Annotated in this window: 21 protein-coding genes; 15 read left to right on the forward strand and 6 right to left on the reverse strand. The window is 39.0% G+C overall.

All coding sequences use genetic code 11. The features are described 5' to 3' along the window. The first annotated feature begins 87 nt into the window (after positions 1-87). The 15 genes from QL984_RS07790 (at position 88) to QL984_RS07860 (ending at position 11,343) form a co-directional block, all read left to right on the forward strand. Positions 88-366, forward strand: a complete 279-nt coding sequence (locus QL984_RS07790; RefSeq protein ID WP_013463251.1) for a hypothetical protein — start codon at positions 88-90, stop codon at positions 364-366. Positions 367-594: 228 nt separating this feature from the next. After that, on the forward strand, positions 595-1,173 hold the full coding sequence (locus QL984_RS07795; RefSeq protein ID WP_036954857.1) for an LON peptidase substrate-binding domain-containing protein: 579 nt from the start codon (positions 595-597) through the stop codon (positions 1,171-1,173). A 70-nt stretch (positions 1,174-1,243) separates the two neighbouring features. Continuing rightward, the gene (locus QL984_RS07800; protein ID WP_013463253.1) at positions 1,244-1,867 is read left to right on the forward strand and encodes a sigma-70 family RNA polymerase sigma factor; all 624 of its coding nucleotides are present in this window, start codon (positions 1,244-1,246) and stop codon (positions 1,865-1,867) included. Continuing rightward, a complete protein-coding gene (locus QL984_RS07805) occupies positions 1,860-2,525 on the forward strand; it encodes a ChrR family anti-sigma-E factor (RefSeq protein WP_138764124.1) in 666 nt (221 codons plus the stop codon). The genes QL984_RS07800 and QL984_RS07805 overlap by 8 nt, the downstream gene beginning before the upstream one ends. A gap of 8 nt (positions 2,526-2,533) precedes the next feature. Next, entirely contained in the window at positions 2,534-3,487 is a 954-nt protein-coding gene (locus QL984_RS07810) for a DUF523 and DUF1722 domain-containing protein (RefSeq protein ID WP_036954824.1), read from the forward strand. Next, positions 3,487-4,881 (forward strand): deoxyribodipyrimidine photo-lyase, encoded by a 1,395-nt coding sequence (gene phrB, locus QL984_RS07815; protein WP_036954823.1) that lies wholly within the window; start codon positions 3,487-3,489, stop codon positions 4,879-4,881. The genes QL984_RS07810 and phrB overlap by 1 nt, the downstream gene beginning before the upstream one ends. 1 nt (position 4,882) lies before the next feature. Continuing rightward, a complete protein-coding gene (locus tag QL984_RS07820; RefSeq protein ID WP_013463257.1) occupies positions 4,883-5,311 on the forward strand; it encodes a nuclear transport factor 2 family protein in 429 nt (142 codons plus the stop codon). A gap of 2 nt (positions 5,312-5,313) precedes the next feature. Next, a complete protein-coding gene (locus tag QL984_RS07825; protein ID WP_036954819.1) occupies positions 5,314-6,024 on the forward strand; it encodes an SDR family NAD(P)-dependent oxidoreductase in 711 nt (236 codons plus the stop codon). Then, entirely contained in the window at positions 6,021-7,274 is a 1,254-nt protein-coding gene (locus QL984_RS07830; RefSeq protein WP_036954817.1) for an FAD-dependent oxidoreductase, read from the forward strand. The genes QL984_RS07825 and QL984_RS07830 overlap by 4 nt, the downstream gene beginning before the upstream one ends. Next, complete coding sequence (locus QL984_RS07835; RefSeq protein ID WP_036954815.1) at positions 7,267-8,004, forward strand: DUF1365 domain-containing protein; 738 nt, start codon at positions 7,267-7,269, stop codon at positions 8,002-8,004. The genes QL984_RS07830 and QL984_RS07835 overlap by 8 nt, the downstream gene beginning before the upstream one ends. Before the next feature lie 54 nt (positions 8,005-8,058). Next, positions 8,059-9,321 (forward strand): cyclopropane-fatty-acyl-phospholipid synthase family protein, encoded by a 1,263-nt coding sequence (locus tag QL984_RS07840; RefSeq protein WP_033104221.1) that lies wholly within the window; start codon positions 8,059-8,061, stop codon positions 9,319-9,321. Further along, the gene (locus QL984_RS07845) at positions 9,299-9,799 is read left to right on the forward strand and encodes a DUF2878 domain-containing protein (protein WP_028834799.1); all 501 of its coding nucleotides are present in this window, start codon (positions 9,299-9,301) and stop codon (positions 9,797-9,799) included. The genes QL984_RS07840 and QL984_RS07845 overlap by 23 nt, the downstream gene beginning before the upstream one ends. A gap of 30 nt (positions 9,800-9,829) precedes the next feature. Beyond that, positions 9,830-10,318 (forward strand): chalcone isomerase family protein, encoded by a 489-nt coding sequence (locus tag QL984_RS07850; RefSeq protein ID WP_013463263.1) that lies wholly within the window; start codon positions 9,830-9,832, stop codon positions 10,316-10,318. A gap of 1 nt (position 10,319) precedes the next feature. Further along, positions 10,320-10,859 (forward strand): DUF3833 domain-containing protein, encoded by a 540-nt coding sequence (locus QL984_RS07855; protein WP_013463264.1) that lies wholly within the window; start codon positions 10,320-10,322, stop codon positions 10,857-10,859. Positions 10,860-11,067: 208 nt separating this feature from the next. Then, positions 11,068-11,343 carry an HU family DNA-binding protein gene (locus QL984_RS07860; protein ID WP_008112559.1) on the forward strand — a complete coding sequence of 92 codons (276 nt, stop codon included), beginning with the start codon at positions 11,068-11,070 and terminating at the stop codon, positions 11,341-11,343. A 66-nt stretch (positions 11,344-11,409) separates the two neighbouring features. Here the strand turns inward: QL984_RS07860 and ilvN are convergent, their stop codons facing one another. From ilvN to xni, 6 genes are all read right to left on the reverse strand, one after another. Further along, complete coding sequence (gene ilvN / locus QL984_RS07865; protein WP_128583281.1) at positions 11,410-11,910, reverse strand: acetolactate synthase small subunit; 501 nt, start codon at positions 11,908-11,910, stop codon at positions 11,410-11,412. After that, on the reverse strand, positions 11,910-13,634 hold the full coding sequence (locus QL984_RS07870) for an acetolactate synthase 3 large subunit (RefSeq protein ID WP_013463266.1): 1,725 nt from the start codon (positions 13,632-13,634) through the stop codon (positions 11,910-11,912). Before QL984_RS07870 ends, ilvN begins: the two co-directional genes overlap by 1 nt. Positions 13,635-14,095: 461 nt before the next feature. Further along, the gene (locus QL984_RS07875) at positions 14,096-15,103 is read right to left on the reverse strand and encodes an isocitrate dehydrogenase (RefSeq protein ID WP_013463267.1); all 1,008 of its coding nucleotides are present in this window, start codon (positions 15,101-15,103) and stop codon (positions 14,096-14,098) included. A gap of 179 nt (positions 15,104-15,282) precedes the next feature. Continuing rightward, complete coding sequence (locus QL984_RS07880) at positions 15,283-16,965, reverse strand: hypothetical protein (protein ID WP_138764123.1); 1,683 nt, start codon at positions 16,963-16,965, stop codon at positions 15,283-15,285. Further along, complete coding sequence (locus QL984_RS07885; protein ID WP_029609954.1) at positions 16,965-17,360, reverse strand: DUF3192 domain-containing protein; 396 nt, start codon at positions 17,358-17,360, stop codon at positions 16,965-16,967. Before QL984_RS07885 ends, QL984_RS07880 begins: the two co-directional genes overlap by 1 nt. Before the next feature lie 69 nt (positions 17,361-17,429). Continuing rightward, on the reverse strand, positions 17,430-18,203 hold the full coding sequence (xni, locus tag QL984_RS07890; protein WP_138764122.1) for a flap endonuclease Xni: 774 nt from the start codon (positions 18,201-18,203) through the stop codon (positions 17,430-17,432). Positions 18,204-18,207 lie beyond the last annotated feature (4 nt).

Here is an 18,207-nt window from a genome sequence, read left to right on the forward strand (position 1 = left end):
AACAAAGGTTTATTGATTTTTTCTTTATGGCACAGCCCTTGATTGTATCTAGGTGTATTAACCAATAAACAAACAAGGAATAACATTATGAAAACTTCAATTAACATGACACTGGCTAGTTTACTTTTATTAGGTTCATCTCAAGTACATGCAACAGAGGTCGATTTAGATATTACAGATATGTTGACTAAAACGGTGACAACTTATGTATCACAAGCAACCCATGAACTTGAACAGTCAGTAAAAGAAGCCGTTTCTTTTGATGCCCAAGCTATTTTAGATGGTTTACTACAAACCAACCCAGTTGTTGATAATAGTGGCATTGATGAAAAGCAACTTGTAGTAAAAACACAACAAAAGCAATAAAAATAGGGAATAAGTGATGAACAGCGAGTTCGAATTGTTAGCCCTGATGTTGGCGCCAGTGGCAAGTGTACTGAGTGTATATTACATCGCTTACATGATAAAAAATGTGGGAACGAGGTTTAATTAGCGAATGCACTTACACGGTAAAACAATCGATGTAACTAAAGCTGATCGACTTCAATAGAGCGCACGTAAATAAAGGCAGAGTGTTTGAAAGAAGTAGACTTTATGAAACGTGCGATTTTCCCATTACCGATTTTTATATTACCTGAAGGCTATACGCGATTACGTATATTTGAGCCTCGTTATTTGACGATGGTTAAAAACGCATTAAAAACAAACAGCGGTTTTGTACTTTGCACCTTCGAACACGACACACCATTTAATATAAGCGCCCAAGGGTGTTTAATGGATATTATTGATTTCGACCAAGACGAAAGCGGTATGCTGTTGATTGATGTTTTTGCATCAAAAAGTGTGCAACTAGATAACGTGTACCAAGACGAACAGGAGTTACGCCATGGCGAGGTCTCTGCGTGCAATACACCTTATTGGTACAACAGCAGTAACCATGACATTGGTGAACATCAACTACTTCAAGTGGCACTAGAAGAAGTATTCTCTAATAACCCACAGCTACAGTCTCTTTACAAACATACCCAGTTTAATCAACTTACTTGGGTTGTTGCCAGATGGCTTGAGATTCTCCCTATTTCTATTGAGAAAAAACAACAACTTGCATTTGAAACTAATTTTGATAACTTGCTGAATTTCCTCCATACTGTGATTAATAACGAATTTGCCTAAAATAATTTTGATCCGCTTACATTCTTAGCTCGTAATGGTACTTACAAAAGCTATAACGGGACATTTTACTATGGTAAGTCAACAACAAACATTACGTTGTGAACCTAACACAGGTAAGTATACTGCCATGCCAGAAACGCCAAGTACGGAACTCAGGGAAGCATTAGTTAATGTAGCCCAATCTCGCGATAAAAAATCTTTCGCGTACTTGTTTGAATATTTTGCACCAAAGATCAAACGCTTTGGCATTAAGCAGTTTGGTGTAGAGGCCCAAGCAATGGAGTTGGTGCAAGAAACGCTCACTTCAGTGTGGCGAAAAGCGCATTTGTACAACAGCGACAAAGGCGCAGCCACTACGTGGGTTTACACGGTAATGCGTAATGCGTCCTTTGATATGCTTCGAAAAATGAAAAGCAACAAAGAAGAAAATATCAGTGAAGACATCTGGCCGTTATTGAATGAATCAGAAGATACACATCACGAATACAGTGACCACCTTGAAGATAAACAAATTAAGCGCTACCTAGATAAACTGCCACAAGCACAAAGAGAAGTGGTACGCGGTGTTTACTTTCAAGATATGTCGCAAGAGCAGCTTGCTCAACAATTAAACATTCCAGTAGGCACGGTAAAATCACGATTACGTTTAGCCTTGCAGAAATTACGTAATGAAATGGGAGATCAGCATGATTAAACATCACCCGAGTGAAACACTACTGACACAATACTGTGCAGCAACACTTCCCGCATCACTAAGCTTAGCCGTATCTATTCATGTAGATATGTGCCCAATATGCCAAGCTGAGGTTGAAAAACTCGAGGCAAGTAATGCAAAAGCAGTGTTTAGTGACAACATGAATGTTAATAACGATGAGCAAAGCGACGATATAGTGGACTCAGGGTTGCTTGAATTAATCACGTCAGACGATTCGATTGATGAAGTTTATGCCGTTGAACCTGTCACTATTGAAGTGAATGACTATAATTACAGCTTACCAAGAGCATTAACACGTATTTCTCATAGCAAATTTACACAAGTAGGTAAGCTTGCTCGTTCACGTATAGCGCTTGACGATGGGCATTTGCGCTCGAGTTTATTGCACATAGACGCAGGCGGTGAAATTCCTGAGCATACACATACAGGTTTTGAAGTTACGCTACTTCTTGATGGCGAATTTACAGATGAAGAAGGCAGTTATGTACCAGGTGATTTTATTTGGCAAGATGGCCGTCATCAACATACTCCTTTAACAAAAGAGGGATGTTTGTGCTTTACTGTAGTCAGTAGTGCGCTACATTTCAATAAAGGACTTAGCAAGTTGCTTAATCCAATTGGCAGCTTGATTTATTAAGAGAATCTATGCAAACAGATACAATAAAAATAGGTATTAGCGCCTGCTTAGCAGGCGAAAAGGTAAGATTTGACAGCGGCCACAAAAAATCTAACTTTTGTATGGAAGAGCTGGCAAAACATGTTGAATATAAAATGTATTGTCCTGAGGTTGCGGTTGGCTTACCTATACCGCGCCCGACAATTCGTCAAGTAAGAACTGCTGATACTATTAAAGTGTGTCGTCCAGATGGTACAGGTGATGTTGGCCCTCAGCTAACAGAATACGGCAAAAAAATAGCCACAGAGCAAGCTGGTCATTTAAGTGGGTTTGTTTTTTGTGCTAAAAGCCCGAGTTGCGGCATGGAGCGCGTTAAAATTTACAATGAAGCAGGAACCGGTAACACCTCTGAAGGGATTGGTTTTTTTGCAGAACAAATCATGAAACACAACCCATTACTGCCCTGTGAAGAAAACGGTCGCTTGAACGACGTTCATTTACGCGAAAATTTTGTTATGCGTGTTTATACATTATATAACTGGCAGCAGTTGGTGAAAGATCCCATTACAGTTCATCGGTTAACTCAGTTTCACGCGCAATACAAATACTTGTTGATGGCTCATAACTATCAAGCTTACCGTGACTTAGGCCACTTGCTTGGTACTTATTTAGGTGATGATATAAACGCATTAGCCGATGAGTATATTCTCGGTTTAATGACCGCGTTGAAACGTCCTGCGTCAAGAAAAAACAATTCAAATACTTTAATGCACTTGCAAGGTTACTTCAAAAGAGATTTATCGAAAATCGAAAAAGAAGAAATGCGAGATGCAATAGACGAATATCGCCAAGGGTTGGTACCGCTTTATGTACCACTAACCTTACTTAAGCATCATTTAAAGGTTCATCCTAATGAATATTTAAGCAAGCAAATATACTTTAACCCTTATCCTAATGAATTAAAGTTACGTTACGGTTTGTAATGAATACACTATTTTGGTTTAGGCGTGATTTGCGCCTTTTTTCAAACGAAGCGCTTATTGAAGCGTTAAATAATGGTGCTAAACACACCATTTTTTTTGTGTGCGAAAAACAATGGGCACAGCATAACACTGCCCCAATTCAAATTGATTTACTAAAACGCAGAGTCAGTTACATACGTGAAAAATTAGCTGAGTATGGCATTAATTTACACGTGATAGAGGCTCCTTATTTCACAGACTGCCAAACTAAGCTTCTCGATTTTTGTCAGCAGTATGAGATTAAACACATAATAGCCAATAAAGAATATGAGCTTAATGAGTTTAATAGAGATAAAGCGATTCAAGCGCAATGCGATCAACAGCAAATAACATTTACTTTATACGAAGGTGACATCATTGCACCTGTTGGCAGTGTACGCACTCAAAACAATGAAATGTATAAAGTGTTTACGCCTTTTAAGCGGGCGTGGTTAAAACAGTATCAAGATACTCACTTTAGCTTGGTGTCGTGGCCATTATCTTCAAACCCTATTGATATTGAATCGTGTGAATTACTCAGCAGTGATGACAGTTCAAAGAAATGGCCGGTTGATGACGACACCTTAGCGAGTGTGGTCGATAATTTTATCCATGATAAATTAGCAAGTTATGATGATGTACGCGATATACCTAGTGTAAAAGGAACATCGGGTTTAAGCCCATATTTAGCATTAGGGGTTGTTAGCAGTAAGCAGTTAATGGTCAACATACAACAGCAGTATCCAGATATTTTGACTACCTCAAAAAGTAAAACCTTTACGTGGGTGAACGAGCTGATTTGGCGTGAATTTTATAAACACCTCATTGCCGAATTTCCTAAATTATCGCGCGGTGCTAATTTCAACGAAAAGTACGATAGTGTTGTTTGGCGTGATAATGAGGCTGAGTTTAAGCTTTGGTGTGAAGGCCGCACTGGCTATCCACTTGTTGATGCTGCCATGCAACAGCTATTGCAAACTGGTTGGATGCACAACCGTTTGCGAATGGTAGTGGCAAGTTTCTTAACTAAACATCTTTTAATCGACTGGCGTAAGGGCGAGCAGTTTTTTATGCAGCACCTTATTGATGGTGATTTAGCCTCGAATAATGGCGGCTGGCAATGGGCGGCAAGTACAGGCTGTGATGCACAGCCTTATTTTAGAGTGTTTAACCCTATTACTCAAAGTGAACGCTTTGATCCAAGTGGTCAATTTATTCGTAAATATCTGCCTGAATTAGAAAAAGTCCCAGATAAACACATTCATTTTCCTCATACCTATTTAGCAGCAACGGGGCAAAGTGAACACTGTTACTGGCCGGCAATTGTTGATCATAAAGCAGCACGAGCTAGGGCTTTAGATGCATTTAAGGTGTGATATGGATAACCAATTATCAGTCGATAAATTTGTAGAAATATATCAAAAGCTTGATAAAAATAACCTTGAGTTATTAACCGAAATTTATGCAAAAAATATACAATTTATAGATCCGCTGCACGAAATTAATGGTCTAGAAGATTTAAGGCGTTATTTTTGTGGTTTATACAGTAATGTTAAGGATTGTCGATTTGACATAACCGATTCATTTACCAACGATAATAACGCATTTGTGTATTGGACAATGTATTACTCTCACCCAAAACTGAATGCCGGTAAAACCATCACAGTGCAAGGGCACAGCAAGTTGGTATTTGAAGGCGACAAGATTGTAAAACATCGAGATTACTTTAATGCTGGTGAGCTGTTATACAAGCATATCCCATTACTAGGTAATATCATTAATTTTATTGATAAAAGGGCTGGTTAACTATGATTACCCTTATTACAGGTGCAACGTCGGGTATTGGTGAACAACTTGCTATTAAGTATGCCGAGCAGGGTGAAACAGTGATTGCCTGCGGGCGTAATACGCAAAAACTTGCTGAACTAGGTAAACACAACAACATAGAAACCTGCCAATTTGACGCCACTAATTTACAAGATATAAAAGCTGCCACTCTCGGCTACCCACAATTTGACCGCGTAATTCTTAATGCTGGCAACTGCGAGTATGTTGACGATGCACGTAATTTTGATAGCGCCTTATTTGAGCGCGTTATTAACGTTAACTTGTTATCAATGGGTTACTGCTTAGAGGCGCTTTTACCAAAAATAGTCTCTGGCGGGCAATTAGTAATGGTTAGTTCAAGTGTTACTTATTTACCATTACCACGTTCAGAAGCCTACGGTGCATCAAAGGCAGGCGTTAGTTATTTAGCTAAGAGCCTAGCGATAGATTTAACCGATGTTGATGTGACATTAGTACACCCTGGTTTTGTAAAAACCCCTTTAACTGATAAAAATGATTTCCCTATGCCGATGGCTGTTACAGCCGAAAAAGCGGCTGACTATATAATAAAAGGCGTCGCTAAACGCCGCAAAGAAGTTCATTTCCCCTATCGTTTTACACTTATACTTAAAGCATTGCGAATATTGCCACTTTCGCTTTGGCTTAAAATTGCAAAAGGATTAACCCGTTGAAAAAAATAGCAATAATTGGGACTGGCGTATCAGGTTTAACCTGCGGGCATTTACTGCACAAGCATTACGATGTCACATTATTTGAAAAAAATGATTATATTGGTGGTCACACCGCAACTGTAGATGTAGAGCACAGCGGTATTAATTACGCGGTAGATACGGGGTTTATTGTATTTAATGATAGAACGTACCCTTATTTTGAAAAGTTGCTTGAACGCATTGGTGTAAAACGTAAACCGACACAAATGAGTTTTAGTGTGCATAACGAAGCAACCGGCTTTGAATACAATGGGCATACATTTAGTAGTTTATTTGCTCAGCGCAGAAATATAGTTAGACCTAAATTTTGGCGTTTATTGTATGACATCGTGCGTTTTAATAAGTTATGTAAGGCTTTGCACGCAAAAGGTCACTACACAGAGCAATCACTAGGTCAATTATTACAACAACATCGTTTTAATGATTTCTTTAAATACCACTACATTTTACCTATGGGTGCTGCCATTTGGTCTACTAGCATTAAAGAAATGGAAAATGTAGGGGTTGAGTTTTTTGTAAAGTTTTTCTTCAACCATGGTTTGCTAGACATTGCCAATAGACCTCAATGGTACGTTATTCCCGGTGGCTCGCGAGAATACATTAAGCCTTTAATTGCCGGTTTTGCCGACAATATAAAACTTAACAGTCACATTAAGTCTGTCACTAGAAACGCAGAAGGCGTAACAATTACCTTTGCAGATGATCAGCAAGCACAGTTTGATAAAGTCATTTTTGCCTGTCACTCTGATCAAGCTTTAGCTTTGCTTGGCGATCCTTGTGAGCAAGAAACCACTGTTTTGGGTGCTATCCCGTACACAGAAAATTCAGTAGTACTTCACACTGATGAATCATTATTACCGGATAGAAAAGCCGCATGGGCAAGTTGGAATTATTTGCTTAATAATAATACCGATAAAGCGGCGGTGGTTACGTATCAAATGAATATACTTCAAGGGATCAAATCAGATACACAGTTCTGCGTTACCTTGAACCACTTAGAAGGTATTAATCAGAGTAAAATTTTACGTGAATTTACCTATCATCATCCTGTATTTAACCAAGAGTCTATTGCCGCCCAACAGCAAAAACATACCGTTGATGGACAAAATAACACGTACTTTTGCGGAGCGTATTGGTACAACGGTTTTCATGAGGATGGTGTGCGCAGCGCCGTTGATGTGGCCAAGCAACTTGGAGTAGAGTTTGACTAATGCAGTGTATTTAGGCGATGTTAAACATCGCCGTTTTGCTGTTAAACACCACGCGTTTAATTACCCGCTTTATATGATGTGGGTTGACTTAAATAACATCGAAGCACTTAACGGGGTACATAAACAACTTGGTACCACAGGATTTAAGGCTTTAAAATTTAAACAGTCTGATTATTTGAAAGGATTGCCGAATACTGACAATAACCCCATTGTAGAGCGTGCTCACGCTCAGTTAGCTGCGCTAGGGGTTACAGAAAAGTTCAGTCATGTTTATATGTTAGGGCAGTTACGCTGCTTGGGTATTTACTTTAGCCCCGTTAATTTTTATTTTTTTGGCCATGATGATAATCAATTTAGCTACATGGTCGCTGAGGTGAGTAATACCCCATGGAATGAACGACATTACTACTTGGTTCCACTACAAAAAAAAGTGAACTTTAAGAAAGTTTTTTCCGTATCACCTTTCATGAACTTAGATATGAACTACCATTGGACTGTTCGACAAAAGCAAGACAATATACTGATACGTATAGAAAATAAGCGCGATGACGAATTACTTTTTGACGCATCACTAAGGTTACAGCGTCAAACACTCTGCACAGCACAAATGAGTAAATTGCTTAAGCGTTTTCCAGCAATGACATGGTCTATTTTCAAAGGTATTTACTATCAGGCATTTAAACTGTTTGTAAAAAAAGTCCCATTTTTAGGTCATTCAGGTAGATCATAATTTTTTATTAATTTATGTTGTTTAACAAGTAATAACAATAATATAGGTAAGTGTATGGAAAAGGTATCGAGCTTACGCGTTCAAGAACGCACAAGTTGGTTTACTAACTTATACAAGAAGTTAGTATTCAAAGCGTTCTCGTCTATTGAAACAGGCCAAATAGTGCTTGTAGACAATAATCAGCAGTCTGTATTTGGCGATACGTCATCAGAGCTTAAAGTAACGGTAACCGTTAATGATACTGCTATGTATAAAGCATTTGCGCTCTCGGGAAGTATTGGCGCGGGAGAATCTTACATATTAGGGCAGTGGCAGTGTGATAACTTAACTCGGTTGATAGAAATTTTTGCAATTAACCAAGACCAACTAGACGCATTTGAAAAGAAATTCGCTTTTTTTAGTAACATTGCTCATCGTATAAACCACATTAAAAATAAAAACTCTCACTCGGGCTCTAAAAAGAATATTGTTGCACACTACGACTTAGGCAATGACTTATACGAGTCTTTTTTAAGCAAAGAAATGCTTTATTCAAGTGCCGTATACCCAAGTAAAGACGCCACCCTTGAGCAAGCACAGCAATACAAACTACAGCGTATTTGTGAACAAGTCGAGTTACAACAAGGCGACACCGTCATTGAAATTGGTACAGGTTGGGGAGCATTTGCGATTTATGCGGCTACTCACTACGACTGCCATGTAACAACCACTACCATCTCTGATGAACAGCACGATTATGTTGCAAATAAAATTAAAGAGCTTGGGCTTGAAAACAAAATAACTTTACTCAAACAAGATTACCGTTTACTAACCGGTAAATACGATAAGCTAGTATCAATTGAGATGATAGAAGCGGTTGGTCATGAGTACTTGCCTAGTTTTTTCACTCAGTGCGGTCAGCTATTAAAAGACGACGGTGCTATGCTTATTCAAGCAATTACAATTAGCGACCAGCGTTACCAGCATTATTTAAAAAATTCTGACTTTATTCAGCAATATATTTTCCCTGGTGGGTGTTTGCCTTCGCTCAACGAAATGAGTGAGCAAATAAAAAATCATACCGATATGAATATCCACACAGTTAGCGATATTGGTGCTCACTACGCAAGAACCCTTGCTGATTGGCGAGATCGTTTCATTGCAAGTTGGCCAAACCTCGATAGTAATAAATTTGATGAGCGATTTTATCGTTTATGGCTATTTTACTTTGCTTATTGCGAGGGCGCATTTAGAACTCGCGCAACAAGTACCGTGCATTTAATGGCACGCAAACCCCGTTTTACGAGTAGTAATGATGAGATTGCACTCGCTTATTAATTTTGTACTGTTTCAAGTAGTGTGGTTTTTATGCCTACTGCTTGAACAGCATTCAATTGTCTATTCAACAGTAGTCATTGCATTAATGTTTTATTTGTCAGCGCAAAAAAAACAGGATGCTTTTTTGCTTCTAAAGTGCTTACCACTAGCCTTACTAAGTGAATTTATCGCGGTTAAGTTCGGTCTGATTGAATTTAAAGTAGCGCCATTTCCGCTTTGGTTAGTGTTTTTATGGGCTGCTTTATTGCTATGTATTAACACCTCAATGTCGTTTTTAACAACCCTCAAACCTTGGCAAGCGTTTATTGTATGTTTAGCGTTTGCACCAGGAAGTTACTGGGCGGGGGCGCGATTCGACGTGTTAGAACTCGGCTTGCCGCTATGGCAATTTTGGCCTTTATACGGTGCTTTATGGGCTGCAACGTTTAGCGTTATTTTATTTATTAACGGTAAAATTGGCGCGTTTATTAAGCAATAAAACAATTGTATTTACTGCTTGGAGCTGATTATGAAAACGCTTTTAAATTTAGTACTAATTTATGCCCTGTTTAACCATGCTGCTTATGCTGATACCCAGTTTAACAAAGTGGGCGAGGCACGTATGGAATACCTTTTTTGGGATGTTTATGATGCAACGCTTTTTACTCCCTCTGGATCTTATAGTCCCAAGCAAACGCCGGTTAAATTTACTTTAACTTACCTGCGCGACTTTGATGCTAAAGACATTGTAAAAGCCACTAAAGAGCAATGGCAACATTTAGGTAAATCACAATTATCAGCTCGCTATGCAGATAAATTATTAGCCATATGGCCAGACATTAAAAAGGGTGAATCGTTAACCTTACTGACCGATCAGCAAGGACACAGTATTTTCTTTCACAATGACAATGAAATAGGCCGCATAGAAGACACCACTTTTGCAGATGACTTCTTAGCTATTTGGCTAAGTGAGAACACCTCAGAACCATCGATTAGAAATCAACTTTTAGGGATTTAATATGATTAATCTAAAACGTATCAAAGTAACTTTGCTACTGGTAGTAAGCTTCTTTATTGCAAGTTGTTCAGCGCCGAGTGTAGAGCATTACAAAGGCTCAGAACCTAATTTCGATTTTAAGACTTTTTTTAGCGGCGATTTAAAAGCCTACGGTGTTGTACAAGACTTTAAAGGCGAATTAACCCGAAAGCTTGTTGTAGACTTGAGCGCTACGTGGGATGGCAACCAAGGCGTTATTGAGGAAGACTTCGTTTATGATGACGGCGAAACCCAAAAACGTATTTGGAAAATAACCTTAAACGACGACAACACGTTAACCGGTACTGCTTCTGATGTTTTAGGCACGGCCACAGGCAAAAGTGAAGGCAGTGTTTTTCATTGGAACTACAATGTAGAAATTCCTTACGATGGCAGCACTTTTGAAGTTAACTTTGATGATTGGATGTATTTAGTCACCAACACGCGCTTGATAAACCGCACATCTATTGTTAAGTTTGGCGTTGAGGTCGGGGAAGTGACCTTAGTAATAGAAAAAATATAGCGACTCATCACAGTGCATAGCTGCACTATATTTGTGCTTAAATTAAGTTTTTGTTAACCCAACTCGCTGTATTTTACAGTGAATTATTATAATTTTACTAATTTTTTAGTATTTTAGATAAAAAACGTAATTTGCTGTTGCTAACTCTTCGAAAATGCATAAAGATAGGATTTGCGAAGGCAAAATAATAACGAATAGGAATCTAATAATGAACAAAGCTCAACTAGTTGAAAAAATCTCTACTGACGCAGAAATCTCTAAAGCAGCCGCTACACGTGCACTTGATGCATTCACAGGCGCTGTAACTTCTTCACTAAAAGAAGGCAACTCTGTTGCATTAGTTGGTTTTGGTACTTTTTCAGTTAAAGAACGTGCTGCTCGCACAGGTCGTAACCCACAAACAGGTGCAGAAATCCAAATTTCAGCAGCGACTATTCCAAGCTTTAAACCAGGTAAAGGTCTTAAAGACCAAGTAAACCTATAAGGTTTAGGTTTATAAAAATAATAAAAGGGCTATTAAGCCCTTTTTTTTTTGCCGTAAATTTAACGCTTATTTAGCTTTAAGCGCCTTATCTCCGCGACCAATGCCGACCGCGCCAGAGCGAACCACTTCTATAATGTCTGTTTCATGACGTAAGGTATCTAAAAACGACTCTATTTTATCGGTGCTGCTTACCAACTGTAGGCTGTAACTTTGACGCCCCATACCTAAAATAGCGCCCTGAAATACATCTACAACCCGCGTTACAGCAGCTCGCGTAGCTTCATCTTGAGCAAATACTTTTACTAGTAACAGTTCGCGCTCTATGTGGCTCATTTCGGTTAAATCAATCACCTTAAGTACATCGACCAGTTTATTTACCTGTTTGGTGATTTGCTCAACAATTCTATCATCGCCTTTAGTGGTGACAGTAATACGCGAGAGTGACTCATCATCAGTGGTTCCAACAGTTAAACTATCAATATTGTAAGCTCGTTGAGAAAAAAGCCCCACTATACGTGATAACGCACCGGGTTCATTTTCTAATAATATAGATAATATACGACGCATTATGCCTTTACTCCTTTTCTTAACCACATCTCATCTATGCCACCGTGCTTAATTTGCATCGGGTAAACATGTTCTTTTTCGTCTACTAAAATATCTAAAAACACTAATCTATCGGTTATCGACATGGCTTTGTCTATTGCCGGCTGTAATTCATCCAGTGTATTGACTCGTATTCCTACATGGCCGTAACTTTCTACAAGTTTTACAAAGTCAGGAAGTGATTCCATATAGGAAGAGGAGTGTCTGCCGCCATAAATCATATCTTGCCATTGTCTAACCATACCTAGTGAACGGTTATTTAACGAGATCACTTTTACCGCTAAGTTGTATTGTAAACAGGTAGAAAGCTCTTGAATGTTCATTTGAATAGAGCCGTCGCCAGTCACACATAAAGACTCTTTATCCGGAAAGGCGAGCTTAACCCCCATAGCTGCTGGTAAGCCAAAGCCCATGGTGCCTAAGCCACCTGAGTTGATCCACTGACGAGGGTGCTTAAATGGATAATACTGCGCTGCAAACATTTGGTGTTGGCCCACATCTGAACTGACATAAGCATCACCATTAGTCGCTTTATAAATAGCCTCTATAACTGCTTGAGGTTTAATTTTATCGCCATCGGTATTGTAGTTTAAGCATTTTTGTTCGCGCCAACTGATCACCTGTCGCCACCAATCTTCTTGTGCACTGCGGTCTATTTTTATTGGGCTTTTATCTATAGCAGTTTGTAACTGTTCAAGTACCGTGGCTAAACAGCCAACAACCGGAATATGTGCTTTTATGGTTTTGGAAATTGAAGTCGGATCGACATCTACATGCACGATAGTGGCATTAGGGCAAAACTTTTGTACGTTATTGGTAACTCGATCATCGAATCGTGCGCCAAGGGCTAAAATAACATCAGCATTGGCCATGGCTTTATTTGCTTCTAATGTACCGTGCATACCCAACATACCAATAAAGTTAGGGTGAATGCCTGATATACCACCTAGTCCCATTAGGGTATTGGTAATAGGGGCATTAAGCGATTCGACTAAATGGGTTAGTTGTTCTGATGTATTTGAAAGCACAATTCCGCCACCAGAATAAATAACCAGCTTTTTCGCTTCTAAAATAGCAGTAACGGCCTTACGAATTTGTTTAGAGTGACCCTTGGTATTAGGGTTGTAGGTTCTGAGTTCTGTTGCCGCTGGAAAGTTGTAAGCAAAGGTTAGCTCAGGGTTAAGCATGTCTTTAGGAAGTTCAACGACAACTGGGCCTGGGCGACCTGAGCTGGCAATATAAAAGGCTTTAGCAAGAATATTGGGAATTTCACTAGCGCTTCTACAATTAAAGCTATGCTTTACAATCGGACGAGAGCAGCCAACAATATCCGTTTCTTGAAACGCGTCATCGCCAATTAAGTTGGTTGGCACTTGACCTGATAACACCACCATCGGAATAGAATCCATATACGCAGTTGCTATGCCTGTTACACAGTTTGTTGCCCCTGGTCCAGAAGTGGCAAGTACAACACCGACTTCACCGGTTGCTCTTGCGTAACCATCGGCCATGTGTGTGGCGGCCTGTTCGTGACGGACTAAAATATGTTCAATATCATCTTGCTGAAATAGCGCATCATATAAGTCTAATACTGAGCCACCGGGGTAACCGAATATATACTTAACGTTTAACTCTTTTAATGACTTAACAACCAATTCAGAGCCATTATATTCTTGTTTACTCATCCTCATTCCTCTGTTGACTGATTTATGCAAAAAAAAACCCCCGCGTAGTGCGAGGGTTTTAAAAAGCATATTTCACCTTTTAATACATCCCCGCTGGGCTTATCACTAAGACCAGTACGAGTAAGACTAAAAGACGAAATTGTGTGTTCATGATGTTTTGCTCTTTAAAATAAAATGCTGTTTAAATTACAATTTTTGTATGTGGTTATTTTTAAGGCTTTTGCGCGCTCATGTCAACCCAAAACTAACGTTTTTGGATTAAAAATTCATTTTTATATCTTTTTTAATCTTAAATTCTAATTGATGTAAAGTATTCTCACATTAAAAGCAGAAATTATGCATTTTTAATTTTAAGGAGTAGGGAGCTTAAATACACATTAATTACATTAAAGTGATACAAGCGGTTTTGAGCAGGCATAAAAAAAGCCAACAGATGTTGGCTTTATAATTCAATTATACTGTTACAGACGGTCGATTACCGACTGAGTGAAGTCAGTTGTACCATGGCTGCCGCCTAAATCGCGAGTAGTACGGTCGCCTGATTTAATTACATCAGCCACTGCGCTACGAATGCGCTCTGCCGTATCGCCCATATTTAAATGCTCTAGCATTTGAATAGACGCTAAAATAACTGACGTAGGGTTTGCTAGGTTTTTACCTGCAATATCAGGTGCGCTACCGTGAACAGCTTCAAAGATAGCCGCATCTTCACCAATGTTAGCACCAGGCGCCATGCCTAAACCACCAACTAAACCAGCACATAAATCAGATAAAATATCGCCGAATAGGTTAGTCGTTACAATTACGTCAAACTCTTCCGGTGTCATTACTAGTTTCATACAGGTTGCATCAACAATCATTTCAGTTGATTCAATCTCAGGGTAACGTTCAGCCACTTCACGAGCAACTTTTAAGAACAAACCCGATGTTGATTTTAAAATATTTGCTTTATGAACAGCGGTTACTTTTTTACGGCCTTCGCGTACAGCTAGCTCGTATGCAAAAGTAACGATTTTTTCAGCGCCTTCACGGGTGATCACAGACATTGCCTCAGCTTCGTTGCCATCAGCACTCACTACTTGACCTGCACCTGAATACATACCTTGGGTATTTTCACGAACAGTAATAATATCAATGTCATCGTAACGTGCTTTAGTACCTGCGAACGACTTCACAGGACGAACATTAGCGTATAAACCAAACTGCTTACGAAGTGTTACATTGATTGATGTAAAGCCTTCGCCTACAGGGGTCGTTAATGGACCTTTTAAAGTGATTTTATTTTTAGCAATCGTGTCAATTGTTTCTTGTGGAAGCAATTCGCCCGTTTTTTCAAGCGCAGCGAGGCCAGCGTCAACAAATTCATAATCAAAATCGCATCCTGCGGCTTTTAGTATTTCAAGTGCTGAGTCGATAATGCTTGGGCCGATGCCGTCGCCTTTGATCACTGTTATGGTTTGTTTGGCCATGAACTTTTCCTTTAAAGATTTGGATACACACATAAATAAAAAATACTCACAGAGTTTAGACTACTTATATGACAGGGGTGCTAAATTTAAGCCGGCATTTATACCAATTTATTGAACATTTTGCCAGTTTATACTGCAAATACAGGGTATAACTTTAATTTATAGTGATAATAAGCCAGCTAAATACTATTATGCAGACCTAATTGCTGCAGGGATTGATAAAAAATGACCTCACTTTTCCAGCCATGGCGGGTGAGTTGTTGATTTAATATCTGCTGTTGCCATGCTGTTAATGGTTGGTCAGGTTTAAGTGCGCGCTGGGCTACAACTTTCAAAGCTGCCCACAACTTAGCGCTATCATCGAGCTGCTTTTTAGGCAATGTTTCAGCTTTTAATAACGCTATTGCCCAGGGGTCGCTACTAAGTAATTCATTAAGCTCATTAGTTAAATGAGGGGTATCAACATTGTTTATGCCAAAAAATGTGCATATTGGCGTATCTAAGGATTTATTCGGTGTTTGGTCTAAGGTGATTTTTCTAGAAACTTCTGGGCTGTAATTAATTAATAGATAATATAAATAGGCATATAGGCTCAAACTAATGCGTTCACTTTGCAAATTTTTATCGTGTTTTACTAACAGCTCTACAATGTTGACTAAACAACCCATGCGGGTACACAAAAATGTATGTAAAGGATGGGCAATACTATTTACCAACTGCTCAAAAACCATGCCTTGAATAATCGCAGGGGCCTTATCGTAACCTACCATAGACAAGCTATGCCTTAAATCTTTTGCCGGTTGCAGCTCTTTATTATACTGTTTTACTGCATGGCACACTGATTTTATAACATTAGGATAAGGGGTAAGTAATGTATTTAATGCTTTGTAATTGTACTCTTGTTGGTTTTTTATTTGTTTAACTAATTCGTACAAAGAGGACTGTGTGTCGTCACTCTTATGAACAATATGCAGGTATTCACTGTCCCAAACTTTTAAAAACAAGCGATCGTCATTACACGGCCATGCCTTTAAGCCATCCTCTAATGATGCTTTTATTCGATACCAGGCCATTTTTGTATTGGCATTATTAACGATAATATGACGGCCTGCCGAATCTGTAGCCAAATAAATCATTGTTTGGTCAGCATAAACCACTTGGCTACCTGGTACATATTGTCCAACGTGTGCTACTAAGTCTTTTAGTAGCTTCTGTGCGAATGAGTTGGGGGTTCTTATGTACAAATCAGCTATGGCTTTATAAAAACTAATATGCTGCTGTTTTGCGTTGCAGGTTACGTTAAGCGCCAAAATATTTGCCAAAGCAACCAATACACTGGCTCCGTCATAAAGCATGACTTTAGGCGTGTTTAATAATGCGTGTTTGTATTTGGCTAGTTTAGCTAAAATATGGGCAATTTGATGTGCTGGTTGTTGTGATGTCAATATCACTTTGGCAGCGAGTTTATGGCGTAACTGCCACATTTTAGTGTCGGTATTAGTAAATGTTTGCTGTTGGGCTAGTTTATTCAACTGATTAGCAACACAAAGGTGTTCCACCAATGAGGCACTGATATAAAGCTCTGTCAAGTGTTTATCGTAATTTTGGCTAGCACTTAATGCACAAGTTAAAACACATTGATTAACCACTAAATTGGTTGCAAAGCTATAGTGTGTTTTATACAAATTGAGCTGAGCTTGTAACGCTGCTGGGTTTTGTTTATATAACGATGCGTATTGCTCTGCAAGTTTACAAACAATCGGGTAAAAAGTATGCCACTGGTTTTTATTATTATGTGAACCTAAAAGCAACTGTGTGCTTTCGAGTAGCTTTTTTAGGTTACCCGACAGTGGTGCTTCCATTAAATTGTTCCATCATTTTGCTCAAGGTATTTTTCATAAGCACTTGGGCCCCACATTATTAGTTGGCCGTTTTTAAATAATAACCCGGTACATTCATCCATGGTGGTAATGCCATCCGAGGTTTTATGTTGTGTACGATAAAATATAACTTGCCACACCTGTTCACCATCGCGCTTGGCGTAGGTTAAATCTGGGCTGCCTAAATATTCAAGCACAGCATTTAGCGTAAAAGAATCTTCTAAGCGCAGTTTTTCAATATAGCGTTTATTGAATGCTTCGCGGTCTTGCCAAATCATTGCTTGTGGATCGTCCTTATAAAACATAATAACCGACGTGGCTATCAGTGCATATAAACCTAATCCCAATATCAAATACCTAAAAAACTTTTTAAACATTGCCTACCCAGACCAATATAACTATTACTAGTATACGTATTGCGATCGTTCAGTGCCATTAACTTGCGACTAATTAAGCCTTAACTGCTTTAAACTAAAGCCTAAGTGGATATCAGTACGCAAACTCACCAATTGTTTAGAAATAACAAACATATCCATATCATCAGCAAGCTTTTTTTGTAAGCGCGCACTTAATGATTCATCGCTTAATGCCTCTTCGAGAGTGTTGTACTGATTCACCAATTGTTGCGCCGATTTAACACCAATGCCTTTAACACCTGGAATGTCATTGGTTTTGTCTCCTGCCAGAGCCCAAAAGTCTATTAGTTTGTGTTGTGCCACGCCAAAACGTTCTTGGATATGCTGCTGTGTGAGCTGTTGCTTTTTAAAGTAATCATACACTTCAATTTGCTCATTTAAATGCGGTAAAAACCCTTTATCGGTAGAGACAATAGTGTTATTTATCTGATTGTTGGCGGCTTTATGGGCTAATGTTGCAATAATGTCATCGGCTTCATCGTTAGTCGGCTCAAATACCACAATGCCGGTTTCTTCAATGGCCGCTTTAAAATGTGGCAAGGCTTCTTTTAACGTTTGTGGCATCGGGGCGCGCGAATGCTTGTAATCTTTGTAAAAGTGATAGCGCCAACTATTATCGCCATCAAATACAGCAATTGCATGGGTTGCATTAGTGGTTGTTATGAGTTTTTTGCAGGCATGTGCTACTCGAGCGCAGCATGCTTTTAACATATGTTCGTCGCTGTGATGCGTTTGGTTAGCATCAACAGCATAGATGCGCCTAATTAAATTAAGCGCATCAATAAGAAGTAAATGGGGATTCAATTAT

The organism is Pseudoalteromonas sp. APC 3495 (genome assembly GCF_030407645.1).
Taxonomy (GTDB): Bacteria; Pseudomonadota; Gammaproteobacteria; order Enterobacterales; family Alteromonadaceae; genus Pseudoalteromonas; species Pseudoalteromonas tetraodonis.